Source organism: Streptomyces sp. NPDC031274 (assembly GCF_055570235.1).
In genome coordinates this window covers 119,086-133,920 of record NZ_JBVIHP010000006.1, presented here as the reverse complement: position 1 = coordinate 133,920, position 14,835 = coordinate 119,086, and the positions used below count along the sequence as shown (strand labels likewise).

Here is a 14,835-nt window from a genome sequence, read left to right as displayed (position 1 = left end):
TACAAGGCAGTCGAAAGCAGCACCAGGACATCACCAGGCGATTACGGAGCAGACCGAGGCCAATTCTGAGGAGCCGTCAGTGTCGACGCACGAGCTGTACACGCACGCCCCGGACGAGAACATCTGGCAGATACCGGCGAGCGGCGCGGCCCGCTTCAGCTGGGAGTACGACGAGGGCCGCGCCCGGCTGCTCGCCCTCTACCAGAAGGGCAAGGACAAGCAGTGGGACGGTGCCAAGCGCATCGCCTGGGACCTGGAGGTCGACCCGTACGACCCCCTGGGCACCCCCGACGAGTCCATATCGCTCTACGGAACCCGCCACTGGGCGATGATGACCGACCGCGACAAGGGCGAGCTGCGCAAGCACTACGCCTCCTGGCAGTTCAGCCAGTTCCTGCACGGCGAGCAGGGCGCGATGGTGTGCGCGGCACGCATCGTGGAGTCCGTCCCCGACCTGGACGCCAAGTTCTACTCGGCGACCCAGACCATGGACGAGGCACGGCACGCGGAGGTCTACAGCCGCTTCCTGCACGACAAGATCGGCATGCTCTACCCGATCAACGACAACCTCAAGGCGCTGCTCGGCGACACCCTGCGCGACTCCCGCTGGGACATGCCCTACCTCGGCATGCAGGTCCTCATCGAGGGCCTCGCGCTGGCCGCCTTCGGCATGATCCGCGACACGACGGACAAGCCGCTGCCGAAACAGATTCTCGCGTACGTCATGCAGGACGAGGCCCGGCACGTGGCCTTCGGCCGCATGGCCCTGCGCGACTACTACAAGCAGCTCTCCGACGCGGAACTGCGCGAGCGCGAGGAATTCGTCATCGAGGGCTGCTACTTGATGCGCGACCGCCTGCGCGGCGTCGAGGTCCTGGAGAACTTCGGCATCCCCAAGGCGGAGGCCGAGGAGTACAGCGAGAACTCCGAGTTCCTCGCCCTCTTCCGCCAGCTGCTCTTCAGCCGCATCGTGCCGTGCGTCAAGGACATCGGCCTGTGGGGCAAGCGGCTGCAGGAGGCGTACGTCGACATGGGCGTCTTCGACATGGGCAACGCCAACCTCGACCAGTTGATGGCCCAGGACGAGGAGATCGCCGAGAAGCTTGACGCTGAGCGGTTCGCGGCGGAGGAGGGGGAGCGGGTGGCGGAGGTCGAGAACATGATCGCCTCGGGCGGCGCTCCGAACCTCTGACATCCCGAGCCTCCGCCACCCCGAGCCTCCGCCACCCCGAGCCCCCGACACCCCGAGCCCCCAACAACCCCCCGACCACGTGATGGGGGTGGCAGCCCGTCCTACGACCCGTCGAGCACCGCCTCCATCACGGCCTTCGCCACCGGCGCCGCGCTCCCGCCGCCGCTGATGTCGCCCCGGTCCGCCGCCGCGTCCTCGACCACCACCGCCACCGCCACCGACGGCTGCCCTTCGCCGGACTTCTGGGCCCAGGAGATGAACCAGGCGTACGGCGTGCCGGAGTTGTCGATGCCGTGCTGGGCCGTGCCCGTCTTGCCGCCGACCGTCGCGCCGGGGATCGCCGCGTTGCCGCCGGTTCCTTTCTCCACCACGTCCGTCATCAGCTCCCGCAACTGCATCGCCGTGGCCGGGTTCATCGCCTGGTGGAGGGAGTCGGTGCCGGTGTTCTCCACCACGTCGCCGTCGTCGGTCGTGGTCTCGTCCACCAGGTGCGGGGACTCGACCTGGCCGCCGTTGGCCACCGCCGCCGACACCATCGCCATCTGCAGGGGCGTCGCCCTCGTGTCGTACTGGCCGATCGAGGAGAGCGCGAGCTGCGCGTCGTCCATGGACGTGTCGAAGTTGCTCGCCGCCACCGACGAGGGGATCTTCAGGCTGGTGTCGTTGAAGCCGAAGTTCCGTGCCGTGCCCAGCATGTCGCTCAGGCCGGTGTCCGCGCCCAGCTTGGCGAAGACCGTGTTGCAGGACCACTCGAAGGCGTAGCGCAGGGGCGCGTTCGTGCAGCCGTCGACCTCGTTCGTCAGCTGCGTGCTCGTGCCGGGCAGCGTGTAGGGGTTGGGGGACTTGGTGGCGGCGTCCAGGTCCGTGACCGTGCCCGCGTCGAGCGCCGCCGCGGCCGTCACCACCTTGAACGTGGAGCCGGGCGGGTACGTCTGGCGGATCGCCCGGTTCAGCATCGGCTTCCTTGAGCTGCCGTTCAGCGAGGCCCAGGACTCCGCCACCGACCCACTGGTGCCGGAGAGCCGCCCGGGATCGTACGAAGGGGTGCTGACCAGGGCGAGGATCTTCCCGGTCGACGGCTCGATCGCGGCCACCGCGCCCTTCTTGCCGCCGAGCCCGGCGTACGCGGCCTGCTGCGCCGCCGCCTTGATGGTGGTCCGCACCTTGCCGCCCGGGTTCTGGGCGCGGCTGATGTCGTTCCACAGCGGGAGCGGCGCGAGCATCGGATCGGTGCCGGAGAGGATGTCGTCCTCGGCGTTCTCCAGGAGGGTGGTGCCATAGACCTGGGAGGCGTAGCCGGTCACCGGGGCGTACAACGGGCCGTTCGTGTACGTCCGTTCGTAGCGGAGCTGCTCCCCGGTGTCCTTGGACCCGGTGATCTCGCGGCCGTCGACCATGATGTCGCCGCGCGGCTGGCCGAAGCGGGTGATGGCCTGGCGGCGGTTGGCGGGGTTGTCGTCGAAGCGCCCGGCCTGGACGACCTGGACGCGGGTCGCGTTCACGAGCAGGGCGATCAGGAGCAGCGCGCAGAACGCGGCGGCATGGCGGATGTACCTGGTCACGCGTCCTCCTTCAGGGGTCCCGCGGGCTGGCCGCGCGCCGAATCGCTGATCCGGATGAGCAGCGCCACGATGATCCAGTTGGTGACGACCGACGAACCGCCCTGCGCCAGGAAGGGCATCGCCATACCGGTCAGCGGAATGAGCCCGCTCACCCCGCCCGCGATCACGAACACCTGGAGCGCGACGATCGAGGCGAGCCCCACCGCGAGCAGCCGCCCGAAGGGGTCCCGCAGGGCGAGCCCGGCCCGGTAGCCGCGCTCCACCAGGAGCGCGTAGAGGAGGAAGATCGCTGCGAGACCGGCGAGACCGAGCTCCTCGCCCGCCGTCGCCAGGATGAAGTCGGACTTGGCGGCGAAGCCGATGAGGATGGAGTGCCCGAGCCCGAGCCCGGTGCCGAGCATCCCGCCGGCGGCGAACGCGAAGAGCGACTGGGCGAGCTGGTTGGGGCCGTCGCCCGCGTCGATGGAGGCGAAGGGGTGCAGCCAGTCCTCGACACGGCTGTGCACGTGGGGTTCGAGCGAGCCCACCGCGAACGCGCCGACTCCGGCGAGCACCAGGCCGACCGCGATCCACCCGGTGCGCCCCGTGGCGACGTACAGCAGGACCACGAAGAGCCCGAAGAAGAGCAGTGAGGTGCCCAGGTCCCGTTCGAGGACGAGGACCCCGACGCTGAGCAGCCAGATGGCGACGATGGGCCCGAGCACGCGCCCGGTCGGCAGCTGGAGCTTCGTCAGTCTCCAGACCGTACGGCCGGTGTAGGCGAGGGCGTTGCGGTTGGCGGCCAGGTAGCTGGCGAAGAAGATCGCGAGCAGGATCTTCGCGAACTCGCCCGGCTGGATGGAGAATCCGCCGATCCTGATCCAGATGCGGGCGCCGTTCACGGCCGGGAAGAAGATCGGCACGATCATCAGGACGAGCGCGGCGACGACGCAGATGTACGCGTACCGCTGGAGGACCCTGTGGTCGCGCAGGAAGAGCACGACGCCGATGAAGAGCGCCACGCCGACGGTGGACCAGACGAGTTGCGTGGGCGCCGCCTCGTCGCCGGGGGTCTCCAGGTCGAGGCGGTAGATCAGGACGAGGCCCAGGCCGTTGAGGAGCACCGCGATCGGCAGGAGCAGCGGGTCGGCGTACGGCGCGCGGAAGCGGACCGCGAGATGGGCGAGGAGCGCGAGCACGCCGAGCCCGGCGCCGTAACCGGCGGCGCCGGGCGGGACGGTGCCGTTCTTGGCGAGGCCGACGTCGCAGTAGCCGTAGACCGAGAGCAGGACGGCCATGACGGTCAGGGCGACTTCGGTGCCACGGCGCCGGGGTACGCGAACAGCGGGGACGGACGGGGGCGCCGCTGCTGTTCCGGTCATGCCCGGAACGTAGCAAGCGATGGGCCTTGATGTCCGTTTATGTCACGGTGTGCTGGGGGTGCGTCAGCACCAGCGCGGCGCGGGCCCGATGTTGGAGATGTAGTGCGCGGCGCCCCATGCCCAGGTGCCGTTGGTGAGCAGGTACCAGCGGTTGTTGCCGCTGACGTGGTCGCCGGTCGTCTTGCAGTAGATGGAGACGACCCTGCCGTACGGCACGCTGCGGACCACGCGGCTGCCCCGGGTGGGGGCGGTGCGGAGCAGCAGTCCGTTCTTGGCGGTGACGCGGCCCTTGTAGATGCGCGGGTTGCTGTTGGCGCTGTCGGCGCTGTTGGTGCTGTCGGCCGCGGTGGCGGCGGGGGCGGTGAGGGTCAGGGCGGCGAGTGCGCCGCCGGCGACGAGTATGCCGAGCCGGGTGCCGGTCGCGGTGGGCCGAAGGGACATCGGGGTCTCCTCTGGAAAGGCGGATGCGATGCGGCCCTGAGGCCTTGAGGTCCCGACGCCTTGAGGTCCTTGGGGCTTTCAGGCCTTGAGGACTGAGGTGGTGGAACTCGGGGCATAGGCCGCAATTCACATTAAAATCGGCACGCTGCGCGCGCAAAAGGTCACGCGGCGTCAAACCACCCCTCGAGCCGCCCTCAAGCCGCCCCGTCGGCACCCCTGGCATCGCTCTGAGCCGACTCGTCGTACGGCAGCGTCAGCGTCGCCACCGCCCCGCCGTCCGCCGCGTTCGCGAACGTGAGCCGCCCGCCGAGGACCGCCGTCTGGCCGAGCGCGATCGTCAGACCGAGCCCGTGCCCCCGGGACGTCCCCTCCGTACGGAACCGCTGTGGCCCGTGTGCCACCAGGTAATCCGGGTATCCGTCGCCGTGGTCGCGCACCGAGACCACCGGCCCGTCGACGGTGAGCACGACGGGCCGCCGCCCGTGCTTGTCCGCGTTGGCGATGAGATTTCCGAGCACCCGCTCAAGGCGCCGCCGGTCGGTCACCACACAGACATCGCGTACGACGACCAGCTCGGCGCCGACTCCCGAACCCCGCGCCGCGCGCTCGGCCAGTGGGGCGAGACGGTGGTCGTCCAGGTCGACGCGCTCGCTCTTCGCGTCGAGCCGGGAGATCTCCAGAAGGTCCTCGGTGAGGGTGCGCAGGGCGGCGACCCGGTCGCGCACCAGCTCCGTGGGGCGCCCCGGCGGCAACAGCTCGGCCGCCGCGTGCAGACCGGTCAGCGGTGTGCGCAGCTCGTGCGCCACGTCCGCGGTGAACCGCTGCTCGCTCTGGAGCTTGCCCTGCAACGAGGACGCCATCGTGTCGAGGGCGCCGGAGACCGCCGCCACCTCGTCCTGGCGGCGGTCGGGCTCGCGGGTGCGCGGATCGTTCACGCGGGCGTCGAGGTCGCCCGTGCTGATCCGGCGAGCCACTCTCGCCGTCTGGTGCAGGCGCCGCGTCACACGCGTCACCGCGAACGCCCCGACCAGGAGCGTCGCCCCGATCGCGAGCGCCGATGAGCCGAGGATGGCCCGGTCGAGACCGTCGATGGTGCGGGCGCCCTGGGAGTAGTCGACCTGGACGGCGATGGCGCGCCGGTCCGTGGTGGGTCCGGCGGCCCACATCGTCGGCCGGGACTCCTGGGTGTCGACCATCGTCCCGCGTTCCCCGCTCACCGCGAGATGCCGCAGCCGCACGGGAAGGCCCGCCGGGTCGACCCCCGCGTCGGGGCCGAGGTCGTCGCCCGCCTCGTACGCCTCGGTGGCGTCGTCGAGCCGGGTGAGGGCGTGGTCGCGGGCCTGGCCCACGGTCTGGTTGGTCACCGAGACATGGACGAGCGCGCCGAGCAGCGCGGCGAGCGCGCAGCACATGACGGTGATGAAGACCGCGGCCTTCCAGGTCAGCGTCGCCGTCCAGGCGGGGGGTCGAAGCCCGCGCGGCAGCCGGTGGCTCATCGGCTCATCCTGTGGTTCATGGGTTTTCGCTCGGGGACGGCGAGGGCGAGGAGGCGCCGGAGGTGGAGGGTGCGGGGCGGAAGCCGGCCGCGGGCTCGGGCTTGCGGGAGGGCTTGCTCGACGGCTTGCCCGACGGCGCGTTCGGGGAACGTACGATCTCGTCGGTCGTCGGCAGCATGGTCTTCTGGTGGGAGTCCCAGGACCAGACGGTGCGGTACTCGTACCCCGGCATGCCGGAGACGGCGCGGACGATCACCTCGTGCCCGGCGAGCTCGACGCCGATCACCGCGTCCCCCATCTCCATGATCTGCGTCAACTTCTGCTTCTCCACGGCATAGGCGCGGATGTCGAGATTCTCGGCGTGCCCTTGGGTCAGCCGGATGCCGACGATGAGGTCGTCCTTGCCGTCACCGGTGAGGTCGCGGTAGTAGGCGTTGAGGACGGGGCACTTGTCGGCGGCGTCGTCGGCGGCGTGTTGGCCGGTGCCGGTGCCAGTACCGGTGCCGGTGCCGTGTCCGGGTTCGCATTCGGCCAGCTTCTGGGCGGTCTCCTTGTAGACCGCGTCCGAACGGCTGTACATCCCCGGATTCTTGGCGAAATCGACCTTGGCGACGGTGACCGGATCCACCTTGTGCAGGTCCCCGCCCGGTACGCCCACGCCCTTGACCGGCACGCTCTCCATCGTGCCGTAGTCCTCGGCGGGCGCCGACGGAGGCGGCAGCTTCGGCCACAGGCGTGTGGGTGCCTCCGCGGTGGGCGTCGATCCCGCGCTGCGCAGCTCACCCGGGTCGCCGCAGCCACCGGCCAGCAGGGTCCCGGACACGACGAGACCCGCGGCGAGCGCGATACGGCTGCGGTGCACTGCACTCCTGCCTGCCGGCGGAGCGACCCGGGGGCGGCTCGGCTACGGCGCGAGGTCGGCGTAGAGAATGATGTTGTCGGTGCGGTGGCCGTCCTTGATCGGGCCGCCACAGGTCAGCAGGCGCAGCTCGGGTCGATCGGTCGCCCCGTACACCTTATGGGTGTGAAAGTACTTTTTGTCCACCTGCTCGATCTCGCGCACCTTCTGCTCGATCTCGTACACCTTGAACGTCGCGGTACTTCCCGTCCGCTCGCGGCACCTCGATCTTGTCCCCCATTCTCACCTTTGCCACGTTCTTCATCAGCGCGGGCCCCTCCGCGGTGTGCATCTCCAGCGGGGCGGTGGGGGTGGGGGCGGGAGCGGGCTCAGGTGTCGGTGCGGCCGCGGCGCAGCATCGAGTACCCGAGACCGGCCGCACCGGCCGCCGCCATGGCGCCACCGGCGGCGATGAATACGGGGTCGCCGCTGTTGAACCCTTCAGTGCCCGCCTTGACGCTGCCCTTGGGTGCGACCTGGGTAGCGGGCGCGACCGGCGCGAGGTTCCGCGTGTCCTTCGTGCCTTTCATGCCCTTCGTGTCCCTCGCGTCTCTCGTGTCCCTCGTGGCCTCGGCATGCGCCGGTGAGTCCGGGGCGGCGGCGACGGCGGCGGAGACGGTCGGCATGAGGAGCGCGCTTCCGGCGGCGGCGGTCACGGCGGCGGTGCGGAGGATGGCGCGGCGGCGGTGGATGCTCACGGGCGGTCCTAACGGCTGGCGGCCGGGAGCCGAGGGCCAGTGGCCGGCGGCCAATGGACGGTGGTCGTCGGCTGGTCGCCGCGGGGGAGCGACGGAAGGGGCACCTCTGAAGCTAGATGTCCGCCATTGCGGCGATTCATCGACTATGTAACAGCGGGCCATAACTGCGCGGGCGGTGCCGTTACGGATGGCTCAACTTCCGTCCGCACTTCCGTCCGCACTTCCGTCCGCACCGCACTGCTTCTTGCCCCAGGCATGTCCTTGCTGCTCCCATGGGCGGTGGGGTGATGGTGCATGAGCGGATTGCGCGTCATACCGGCCTGGCGGCACGGGCAGGAGCGGTTGTACGTCTGCCTCGCGGACGGCAGGAGCCTGGCGTGGTACGAGAGGCAGTCGTCCCGCGTGAATCTGCTGAGCGAGGAGCACAGGGATGCCGTCCTGCGCGCCCTCACCCCCTTCCTGACCGGTGGCTACTCGGTCGGCCCGCCGCCCGTCCCCACCCCCGCCGAGCTGGCCCGCCTCGCCCTCCATCCGGACGACGACCTGGCCCCGAACCGCCCCGGCGAGGCTGTCCTGATCGCCCTGGACCGCGACCCGGCCCCCGCCCGCCGATTACGCGCCGACCCGCGGCAGCGGGCGCTCGTCGCCGAGCAGGCCATCGGTGATGTGCTCGACGGCCTCGAAGGCGCGGGCTGGCACACCCTGCACTCGGTGCCGCTGCCGGGCGGCGCCCGCATCCACCACCTCCTGATCGGGCCGGGCGGACTGTTCAGCGTGCACACGCTCGCCGCCCGCAAGCAGCGGGTCCGCGTCGCCGATCCGATGGTGACGGTCGGCCGCGCGGACCCGCGTCCACTCGTGAGGGAGATCCGCGCCGACGCGGACCGGGCGTCCTTCGCCCTGACGGCCGAGATCCGCCCGGTCCTCGCGCTCTCCGGGTCGACGGACCTCGACGTCACCGGCCCGCCGCGTGACGTGCGGATCGTGCGCGACGTGGAGGTGGCGGCCATCGCGAGCATCGGCGGCGTACTGAAACCGGCCGATGTCGAGGCGCTGCACGCGATGGCACGCGACCGGCGTACGTGGCTGCGGGCCTAGTCCTTCCCCGGGTTCGGCCTCCGGGGCGTCAGAGGTTGTCGCCCCAGCCGCCCTGGATCATGGTCTGGAACGCCCAGGCCCCGCCCCGCTTCAGCAGGATGTCGGCGTACCGCAGCTGCTGGGTCTCGCCGTTCGCGGTCATCACCGAGTCGGTGAAGACCACGGCCATGGCGGGGGAGAGGAAGACGGGCGTGCGCGTGGACTCGAAGGTGATGTCCTCGCTCCCGTCCCCCATCACGTGCGTCATGGTCGCGACGAACTGCTCCCGGTCCCACTGCGCGGAGCGCCCGTCGCCCGCGGAGTCGTCGCTGACCAGGTTGAGCGGGAAGGCGGCCAGGTCGGCCATGCGCTCCACATCGCGCTTCGCGCTGTGTGCGTCGTACTCGGCGAACCAGGCGGCCAGGCTCGCGCGGTCCTCGTCGGTCGGGACGTATCCGGTCTCGGGCAGAACGGTCATGCACACTCCTGATCAAGTTTGACTAGTTTGCTGCGTGGAGAAAGGTATGCTCGATTTCCCTTCTGGTCAAACTTGATTAGAGGTGACCCCGGTCACACCCCTGGACGGGCGTCTGCGTGAGCTCAGCGGAAGCGGACGACCACCGCGGTCGCGTGCCGGGTCGTGTTCTGCCGCACCTCCACCATCACGGGCGGCTCCGTAGGCAGGGCGGCATAGCTGACCTCGCCGATCCCGATGGCGATCGCGGTCCCTTCGCCCTTCGCCTCCGGCAGCGCGGCGACGGCCGCCGTCCGCAGCGCGGGGGCGAGCGGGGACGACACCACGGGAGTGCCGTCCCCCGGCAGGACGAGCACGAGCGCCTGCGGGCGGCCCCTGCTCCCGGTGAACCCGACCACCACCGCGTCCCGGGTGTCGCTGTGCCGCAGCTTCAGCCACGCGCGCGCCGCACCCCGGTAGGCACCGTCGAGCCGCTTGATCACCAGCCCTTCGATGCCGGTGGCGGGCAGGGTCTCGTACCAGGTCAGGGCCGTTTCGCGGTCGGTCGTCATCGGTACGGCCTGTAGGGGCGGGCCGAGCGGTTCGAGGATGCGTACGAGGCGTGCGCGCCGTTCCTCGTAGGGCAGGGCGCGGCAGTCCTCGCCCTGATCGGCGAGCAGATCGAAGGCGGCGTACGAAGCAGGGAGCGTGCGTGCGAGGTGCGTGGCGTGCTGGCGGGTGGCGGCGGCGCGTCGCTGGACAGCACCGAAGTCGATGCGGCCGTCGGCCCAGACGACCACCTCGCCGTCGAGCACGGTTCCGCCGGGCAGCTGATTCGCGGCCTCGGCGAGATCGGGGAACGCGGTGGTGACGAGGCGGCCTGAGCGGGCCTGGAGCCGCACGCGGTGGCCGTCGGCGAAGACGACCAGGCGGTGGCCGTCGAACTTCGGCTCGTAGCCCCATCCGCCGCCCTGCGGCAGCGCGGTGACGGAATCGGCGAGGGCGACCCGGAGGGGCGGGGTGATCATGAACCGGCCGTGCGGGGGAGGGGGCGGGCCCGGTCCGGGTCGGTGAGCGGGCCCAGGAGGTCCCCGTACTCCTTGAGGCGGGGCGCGATGTCGCCGGCCAGGAAGACGAGGTCCGCCGGGTCGCCGCACGCCTCGACCTCCTCCCAGGTCACGGGGGCCGAGACGGTCGGTTCCTCGCGGGCGCGGAGGGTGTAGGGAGTGGCGGTCGTCTTCGCGGCGGCGTTCTGGCTGAAGTCGACGAAGACCTTGCCGGGGCGCAGGCTGCGCGTCATGCGGTGGACGACAAGGTCGGGCAGCTCGGCCTCTGCCTCCTTGGCGAGCTCCTTCGCGTACGCGGTGACCTGCTCGGAGGGTGTCGGCTCCAGGGGGCAGAGCAGATGCAGGCCCTTGGAGCCCGAGGTCTTCGCGTGGACGTGCAGGCCGTCGGCCTGGAGGCGCTCGCGCAGCCAGAGGCCTGCCCGGCAGCACTCGACGATGGTGGCGGGGGCGCCGGGGTCCAGATCCAGGACGAGCCGGTCCGCCATGGCGGGGGCATCCGCCTGCCACTGGGGTGTGTGGAACTCGGTCACGAGGTTGGCGGCCCACATCAGGCTGGCGAGATCGTTCACGACGACCTGCCGGGCGTTCCCGTCCGAGCGCGAGCGCGGTACGTCGGCGGTGTGCACCCAGGTCGGGGTGCCGGGCGGCACGTTCTTGGCGAAGAAGTGCTGGCCGTGCGGCCCGTCCGGGAAGCGGAGGAAGGAGAGGGGCCGATTGCGGAGATGGGTGAGCAGGGCCCCGGCCGTACTGGCGTAGTAGTGCAGCATCTCGCCTTTGGTGAAGCCGGACGCGGTGTACAGAACCTTGTCGAGGTTGCTGAGGGTCAGCCGCCGCCCCTCCACGTCGGTGATCGGCGTCATACGATGAGAATCCCACGAATGGTGACGAACCACCCGAATTTCGACACTCGGCTGCTGCGGAGAGGTGCCTGACGTGCGATCCATATGGAACGGTGCGATCTCCTTCGGCTTGGTCAGCATCCCGATCAAGCTCGTGAACGCCACCGAGAACCACTCGGTCTCCTTCCGGCAGATCCATACGGAGGACGGGGGCCGGATCCGCTATCGCAAGGTGTGCGAGCTGGAGGAGCGGGAGGTGACGTCCGCCGAGATCGGCAAGGGGTACGAGGACGCGGACGGCTCGATCATCCCGATCACGGACGAGGATCTGGCGGCCCTGCCGATTCCGACGGCCAAGACGATCGAGATCGTCGCCTTCGTGCCGTCGGACCGGATCGATCCGATGCAGATGGACACGGCGTACTACTTGTCGGCCAACGGGGTGCCCGCGACGAAGCCGTACACGCTGCTGCGGGAGGCGTTGAAGCGGAGCGAGAAGGTGGCGGTGGCCAGGTTCGCGCTGCGGGGGCGGGAGCGTCTCGGGATGCTGCGGGTGGTGGACGACGTGATCGCGATGCACGGGCTGCTGTGGCCGGACGAGATCCGTACGTCGGAGGGGGTGGCCCCGGATTCCCAGGTCAAGGTGCGGGACGCGGAACTGGACCTGGCGGACGCGCTGATGGACACGCTGGGGGAGGTCGAACTGTCCTCCCTGCACGACGACTACCGCACGGCGGTGGAGGAACTCATCGCCGCCAAGACCGACGGCACGAGCCCGGTGGAGTCGGCCGGGGAGGCCGAGGAAGAGGGCGGGGGCAAGGTGATCGACCTGATGGCGGCGCTGGAGAACAGCGTGCGCGCGGTGAAGAAGGGAGAGAAGGGAGAGAAGGGAGGGAGGGGGAAGGGGGAGAAAGAGGCGGAGGTGACACCGCTGGCGAGGGGCGGACGGAAGCGGGCTGCGGCGACGGCGCCGAAGGAGGTGGGGGGCAAGAAGTCGACGGCGAAGAAGTCCTCGGCATCGAAGAAGTCGGAGCCGAAGAAGTCGACGTCGAAGGCGGCCGCGAGCAGAACGCAGGCGAAGAAGGCACCCGCGAAGAAGACACCCGCGAAGAGAGCGCCCGCGAAGAAGCGGGCATCCTCGGCGTAGGCCGACTCTCGGCCATATGGGCCACCCCCTGCTCCCCGGCTGACCTAGCCGCCCCTGCCGTGTAGGGCACCCACCCTGATGACACGGGGCATAAGGCGAGTGGGTGGAAGAGGCCTGTTCGGTACCGGAAATACCCCGCGTGGAGCCCCAAGGCTCGCCCCGGCGCCCGTACCCGGCGAACCTTGAGAAATGACTCAGGAAAAGAACAGGGACAGCAACTACCGCCCCGTGGTCTTCCGGGACCGCTCCGCGGGCTATGCCTTCCTCACCCGCTCCACCGCGGAGAGCGACCAGACCATCGAGTGGGACGACGGCGAGACGTACCCCCTGGTGGAAGTGGAGATCTCCTCCGAGAGCCACCCCTTCTACACCGGCAGGGCCCGCGTGGTGGACTCCGAGGGCCAGGTGGCCAAGTTCGAGCGCCGCTACGGCGATCAGGAACCGCCGGGCACACCGGAGTGACCGCGCCACGCCGCGTGAGCGGCAGGAGTGGCAGGAGGGGCGCGGCGGCCCGACGATGTCCGTAGAACCTTGATCGCGAACGACGAACGAGCAGTGCGACCGAGCTGATCACGAGAAGGCGGCGGGCATGACCGACGGCACGATCGATCTCCAGGCGCTGGCGGCAGAGGCGTACATCTACGGCTACCCGATGGTGCGCAACCTCGACGAAGTCGACCGCTTCTCCCGCAAGGGCATGGGCTCGGTGGCCCCCGCGCCGTTCAACGAGTTCAGCCACGCGAGCAAGCTGGCGGACCCCGGCGACCCCTTCGTGAGCGTCAACAACGACACCATCTACTCAGTCGCCCAGCTCGACCTCTCCGGCGGCGCCCTGCTCCTGACGGTGCCGGACACGGACGGCCGCTATTACGTCCTGCAGTTCGTGGACGCGTGGACCAACAACTTCGCGTACGTGGGCCGCCGCGCCACCGGCACCGGTGCGGCCAGCTACCTGCTCACGCCGCCCGGCTGGGACGAGGAGGTCCCGCTGGGCGCCACCCGCATCGCCGTGCCGACCGAGGTGGCGTCGATCGTCGGCCGCTGGGCCTGCGCGGGGCCCGACGACGTGGCGGCGGTGCGCGAGCTCCAGGAAGACACACACCTGGAGCTCTACTGGACGGCATCCGGAGAGTCCCACGGGCTGCCGACCCACACCTACATCCCCGACGGCGAACCGGAGCTTCTCTTCTACGAGAAACTCCGGGCGAGGATGGCCGCCTTCCCGCCCGCGCCCGCCGACCTGACGTACCAACAACGGTTCGCGCCGCTTGGCCTGTTGGAGGCACAGAGTCCTTACGCGCAACCGGAGCCCGAGCTCGCCGAAGCCCTGCGCGCGGGCTTCGCCGCGGGCAAGGAGAAGGTCGAGCACGCGACCACTCACGGGGACAGCCCGGAGCAGAACGGCTGGAAGCTGACGTATCACGCCTTCGACTACAACGCCGATCACTTCGAGATCGGCACGCTCAAAGATCCTCAATGGATCTGCACCGACCGGGAGTCGGGCCGCATGGTGCGCGCCACATCGGCCCGTACCGCGCTGTGGGGCAACCACGCCTACGAAGCGGCGTACGCGATGACGTGGAACGACGGTGACGGACAGCCCCTGGAGGGCGAGCAGGCCTACACGCTGCGCTTCGAGAAGCCGCCACCCGTGGACGCGTTCTGGTCGATCACGATGTACGACCTGCCGGAGTACCACCTGTTCCCCAACCCCATCGACCGCTACTCCGTCGGCGACCGCACCCCGGGCCTGAGCTACGACGACGACGGCTCCCTCACCCTCCACCTCCAGCCGCAACGCCCCGCCGACGACAAGACGGCCGCGAACTGGCTGCCCACCCCCGCCGGACGCTTCCGCCCGGTCCTGCGGATGTACACGCCCCGCGCCGCGGTCTTCGACGGAACGTACGAGCTGCCGCCGATCCGCCGGAGCTAGGGCCTTCCGGTACGGGCCCAGGCTGCTCCCCATTGGGCGAGGTTGCGCCGCTCCAGCCTGCGGTGCGCGCAGACATAGGCGGCGGTGCCCATGAGGGGGACGGCGATGGCGGTCAGGACGACGTAGCCCTTGGTGTGGTCGCGGACATCGTTCTTGGTCAGGGGCGGGTCGGTGAGTTCTCCTTCGTCGCTGACCCATACGGGGACGGTGTTCCCGGCGGGCAGGGCGGGCTCGACGTCCGCTTCCGCGGTACGGATGTGTCCGTTGCGGTCGGTGAAGCGGACGGTGGCCGGGTACCGGGCCTTCTGCACCTCCGCCGACCAGGGCTTGGGGTGCCGGGGCGCGTCATGGACGAGGACGGCGTCGGTGCGGTGCCGGGTGTCCGCCTGCTGCCGGGCGGTCTGTTCGGTGTGACGGCGGGCCGCGTCACCGACCAGGACGACGGCGGCCGGGGTGGCGGTCAGGACGGCGAGGAACAGACCGACGGCGATCCACGCCTGCACGAGGTCGGTAGGGCGGCGCAGAGGATTGCGACGCCAGCGCCACGACAGGGTGTGCGGTCTGCGCGGGGGCCGCTCGCCGTGCGAAGGCTGCTCGCCGTGCGGGGGCGGCTGTGCCGGAGGTACGGGGCCGGCCACGGGATCTCTCCTTGAGCGCGGGTGATGGG

The 14,835-nt window shown here is 70.3% G+C and carries 15 protein-coding genes and 1 pseudogene; 5 read left to right on the top strand and 11 right to left on the bottom strand.

What is annotated here, in order from left to right:
- The first annotated feature begins 79 nt into the window (after nucleotides 1-79).
- The gene (locus tag ACZ5CR_RS12370; protein ID WP_468856476.1) at nucleotides 80-1,192 is read left to right on the top strand and encodes a ferritin-like domain-containing protein; all 1,113 of its coding nucleotides are present in this window, start codon (nucleotides 80-82) and stop codon (nucleotides 1,190-1,192) included.
- A gap of 101 nt (nucleotides 1,193-1,293) precedes the next feature.
- On the opposite strand, the gene ACZ5CR_RS12365 is transcribed toward ACZ5CR_RS12370, so the two are convergent.
- From ACZ5CR_RS12365 to ACZ5CR_RS12335, 7 genes and pseudogenes are all read right to left on the bottom strand, one after another.
- Nucleotides 1,294-2,754 carry a penicillin-binding transpeptidase domain-containing protein gene (locus ACZ5CR_RS12365; protein ID WP_468856473.1) on the bottom strand — a complete coding sequence of 487 codons (1,461 nt, stop codon included), beginning with the start codon at nucleotides 2,752-2,754 and terminating at the stop codon, nucleotides 1,294-1,296.
- The gene (locus ACZ5CR_RS12360; RefSeq protein WP_468856470.1) at nucleotides 2,751-4,115 is read right to left on the bottom strand and encodes an FtsW/RodA/SpoVE family cell cycle protein; all 1,365 of its coding nucleotides are present in this window, start codon (nucleotides 4,113-4,115) and stop codon (nucleotides 2,751-2,753) included. The genes ACZ5CR_RS12365 and ACZ5CR_RS12360 overlap by 4 nt, the downstream gene beginning before the upstream one ends.
- Nucleotides 4,116-4,178: 63 nt before the next feature.
- Nucleotides 4,179-4,556: an SH3 domain-containing protein gene (locus ACZ5CR_RS12355; RefSeq protein WP_468856467.1), complete on the bottom strand. Its 378-nt coding sequence runs from the start codon at nucleotides 4,554-4,556 to the stop codon at nucleotides 4,179-4,181.
- Between the two features lie 194 nt (nucleotides 4,557-4,750).
- On the bottom strand, nucleotides 4,751-6,052 hold the full coding sequence (locus ACZ5CR_RS12350) for an ATP-binding protein (RefSeq protein WP_468856464.1): 1,302 nt from the start codon (nucleotides 6,050-6,052) through the stop codon (nucleotides 4,751-4,753).
- Between the two features lie 16 nt (nucleotides 6,053-6,068).
- A complete protein-coding gene (locus ACZ5CR_RS12345) occupies nucleotides 6,069-6,914 on the bottom strand; it encodes a hypothetical protein (protein WP_468856461.1) in 846 nt (281 codons plus the stop codon).
- Nucleotides 6,915-6,956: 42 nt separating this feature from the next.
- A pseudogene (locus tag ACZ5CR_RS12340) lies at nucleotides 6,957-7,272 on the bottom strand (sortase domain-containing protein); the annotation flags it as partial.
- 7 nt (nucleotides 7,273-7,279) lie between these two features.
- Complete coding sequence (locus ACZ5CR_RS12335) at nucleotides 7,280-7,648, bottom strand: hypothetical protein (protein ID WP_468856458.1); 369 nt, start codon at nucleotides 7,646-7,648, stop codon at nucleotides 7,280-7,282.
- A gap of 294 nt (nucleotides 7,649-7,942) precedes the next feature.
- Between ACZ5CR_RS12335 and ACZ5CR_RS12330 the strand changes: the two genes are divergently transcribed.
- The gene (locus ACZ5CR_RS12330) at nucleotides 7,943-8,746 is read left to right on the top strand and encodes a nuclease-related domain-containing protein (RefSeq protein WP_468856455.1); all 804 of its coding nucleotides are present in this window, start codon (nucleotides 7,943-7,945) and stop codon (nucleotides 8,744-8,746) included.
- 28 nt (nucleotides 8,747-8,774) lie between these two features.
- On the opposite strand, the gene ACZ5CR_RS12325 is transcribed toward ACZ5CR_RS12330, so the two are convergent.
- The 3 genes from ACZ5CR_RS12325 to ligD all read right to left on the bottom strand — a co-directional run bounded on the left by ACZ5CR_RS12325 (nucleotide 8,775) and on the right by ligD (nucleotide 11,106).
- On the bottom strand, nucleotides 8,775-9,203 hold the full coding sequence (locus ACZ5CR_RS12325) for a DUF4440 domain-containing protein (protein ID WP_468856452.1): 429 nt from the start codon (nucleotides 9,201-9,203) through the stop codon (nucleotides 8,775-8,777).
- 122 nt (nucleotides 9,204-9,325) lie between these two features.
- Nucleotides 9,326-10,207, bottom strand: coding sequence for an ATP-dependent DNA ligase (locus ACZ5CR_RS12320; protein WP_468856449.1), 882 nt, complete (start codon nucleotides 10,205-10,207; stop codon nucleotides 9,326-9,328).
- A complete protein-coding gene (gene ligD / locus ACZ5CR_RS12315; protein WP_468856446.1) occupies nucleotides 10,204-11,106 on the bottom strand; it encodes a non-homologous end-joining DNA ligase in 903 nt (300 codons plus the stop codon). The genes ACZ5CR_RS12320 and ligD overlap by 4 nt, the downstream gene beginning before the upstream one ends.
- 73 nt (nucleotides 11,107-11,179) lie before the next feature.
- On the opposite strand from ligD, the gene ku reads away from it, so the two are divergent.
- The 3 genes from ku to ACZ5CR_RS12300 all read left to right on the top strand — a co-directional run bounded on the left by ku (nucleotide 11,180) and on the right by ACZ5CR_RS12300 (nucleotide 14,168).
- A complete protein-coding gene (gene ku, locus ACZ5CR_RS12310) occupies nucleotides 11,180-12,232 on the top strand; it encodes a non-homologous end joining protein Ku (RefSeq protein ID WP_468856443.1) in 1,053 nt (350 codons plus the stop codon).
- A gap of 189 nt (nucleotides 12,233-12,421) precedes the next feature.
- A complete protein-coding gene (locus ACZ5CR_RS12305) occupies nucleotides 12,422-12,694 on the top strand; it encodes a type B 50S ribosomal protein L31 (protein ID WP_468856440.1) in 273 nt (90 codons plus the stop codon).
- A 127-nt stretch (nucleotides 12,695-12,821) separates the two neighbouring features.
- On the top strand, nucleotides 12,822-14,168 hold the full coding sequence (locus ACZ5CR_RS12300) for a DUF1254 domain-containing protein (protein WP_468856437.1): 1,347 nt from the start codon (nucleotides 12,822-12,824) through the stop codon (nucleotides 14,166-14,168).
- Here ACZ5CR_RS12300 and ACZ5CR_RS12295 read toward each other — a convergent pair.
- On the bottom strand, nucleotides 14,165-14,806 hold the full coding sequence (locus tag ACZ5CR_RS12295; RefSeq protein WP_468856435.1) for an Rv1733c family protein: 642 nt from the start codon (nucleotides 14,804-14,806) through the stop codon (nucleotides 14,165-14,167). The two genes, ACZ5CR_RS12300 and ACZ5CR_RS12295, sit on opposite strands and share 4 nt — an antisense overlap.
- Between the last annotated feature and the right edge of the window lie 29 nt (nucleotides 14,807-14,835).

Excerpts from the sequence above, each read along its gene's own strand:
- ACZ5CR_RS12320 (WP_468856449.1), bottom strand. The coding sequence starts at position 10,207 with ATGATCACCCCGCCCCTCCGGGTCGCCCTCGCCGATTCCGTCACCGCG.
- ACZ5CR_RS12330 (WP_468856455.1), top strand. The coding sequence starts at position 7,943 with ATGAGCGGATTGCGCGTCATACCGGCCTGGCGGCACGGGCAGGAGCGG.
- ACZ5CR_RS12350 (WP_468856464.1), bottom strand. The coding sequence starts at position 6,052 with ATGAGCCACCGGCTGCCGCGCGGGCTTCGACCCCCCGCCTGGACGGCG.
- ACZ5CR_RS12355 (WP_468856467.1), bottom strand. The coding sequence starts at position 4,556 with ATGTCCCTTCGGCCCACCGCGACCGGCACCCGGCTCGGCATACTCGTC.
- ACZ5CR_RS12305 (WP_468856440.1), top strand. The coding sequence starts at position 12,422 with ATGACTCAGGAAAAGAACAGGGACAGCAACTACCGCCCCGTGGTCTTC.
- ACZ5CR_RS12300 (WP_468856437.1), top strand. The coding sequence starts at position 12,822 with ATGACCGACGGCACGATCGATCTCCAGGCGCTGGCGGCAGAGGCGTAC.
- ACZ5CR_RS12360 (WP_468856470.1), bottom strand. The coding sequence starts at position 4,115 with ATGACCGGAACAGCAGCGGCGCCCCCGTCCGTCCCCGCTGTTCGCGTA.
- ligD (WP_468856446.1), bottom strand. The coding sequence starts at position 11,106 with ATGACGCCGATCACCGACGTGGAGGGGCGGCGGCTGACCCTCAGCAAC.
- ACZ5CR_RS12325 (WP_468856452.1), bottom strand. The coding sequence starts at position 9,203 with ATGACCGTTCTGCCCGAGACCGGATACGTCCCGACCGACGAGGACCGC.